General features: G+C 60.9%; 1 protein-coding gene and 1 pseudogene. One reads left to right on the top strand and one right to left on the bottom strand.

From position 1 onward, the window contains the following. Positions 1-733: pseudogene (locus tag ACTHQV_RS19260) on the bottom strand (IS5 family transposase); the annotation flags it as partial. Between the two features lie 132 nt (positions 734-865). On the opposite strand from ACTHQV_RS19260, the gene ACTHQV_RS19255 reads away from it, so the two are divergent. Continuing rightward, complete coding sequence (locus tag ACTHQV_RS19255) at positions 866-1,144, top strand: hypothetical protein (RefSeq protein ID WP_440492328.1); 279 nt, start codon at positions 866-868, stop codon at positions 1,142-1,144.

The following is a 1,144-nucleotide window of genomic DNA, read 5'->3' as shown; positions in this document are numbered from 1 at the left end:
TAGGCGGCGTGGACGAATTTGAGCCAGTATCTGGCGGTGGCAAGGTGGACCATGCCCAGGAAGCTGCTGGCCAGCTGATCGTAACGGGTGGCGATGGCTCGATTGATCTTGAGGTGGCCGAACATGCGCTCGATGCGGTTGCGTTGCTTGTAGAGCGTCCGGTCATGGTCGATCTGCACCCGGCGGTTTGAGCGGCCGGGGATGACGGGCTCGATGTTGCGCCTCGCAAGGTCGGCACGGATGGTGTCAGCATCGTAGCCCTTGTCGGCAAGCAGCGCATCCGGCGTGCGTTCTGGTAAGACGATCAGGGCATCATACGCCTTGCAGTCTGCCGCTTCGCCACCGGTCAGATGAAAGGCCATCGGTCGCCCGAGGGCATCAGCCAGGCAGTGAAGCTTACTGGTGAACCCGCCCCGCGAGCGGCCAAGAGCGCGTCGATAAGCCCCCCTTTTCCGCCCGCTGCCGAGACGTGGGCGCGGACCGTGGTGCTGTCGATGCTGTAGTGGCCGGTATCCGCCATGATCTCGGCCAGCGTCACCCCCACGATCTCCCAGACCCCAGCCTCGCTCCATCGACGGAACCGGCGATAGATGGTGTTCCAGTTCCCGTATTTCGGCGGCACGTCGCGCCACGGCGCGCCACATCGCAGCCGCCAGAGTATGCCGTTGATAATGGAACGGTTCTGTTCGGGAGGTCGGCCCCGACTCCGGTTCTTGCGCTCGATCGGCAGCAAGTCTTTCAGGATGCGCCATTCCGCCTCGGTGAGATCGCCCCGACTCAAACCTGCCTCCAAAAGACAGCCTTGAATCAACGGAGAGAGACGGCGTCAATTGCATGAACGCCAAATGGGCGGCAAACAAACGAAATGGAGAAGCCAACACCGACAAGGTTCAGCGTTCTGCCAGAGAACGAGGCTGCTGCCGTCGCTTACCTTAAAGAGCGTGGCTATCCTCCCATGGCGAGCGAAAAAGACGGTGATGGCCTGATCGTACTGATCTTCAAAGCGCTACCTGACGATGAAATGTTTGGGCTGGTCCAGGCGTTGCCAGTCCACCTGAGCGCGAAGGTCGGCATCTTGATGGGCGATCGTCCGCCTTTTAAGCCGCGCCCCAACACAAGACCTGATTTTGTCCACGCGACCTAG

The organism is Sphingomonas sp. SAFR-052, assembly GCF_051965015.1.
GTDB lineage: Bacteria > Pseudomonadota > Alphaproteobacteria > Sphingomonadales > Sphingomonadaceae > Sphingomonas.
The sequence above is the reverse complement of the archived record's forward strand: the minus strand, read 5'-3'. Positions and strand labels throughout refer to the sequence as shown.

Bases quoted from the DNA above. Each gene is read 5' to 3' on its own strand.
- ACTHQV_RS19255 (WP_440492328.1), top strand. From the start codon at position 866: ATGGAGAAGCCAACACCGACAAGGTTCAGCGTTCTGCCAGAGAACGAG.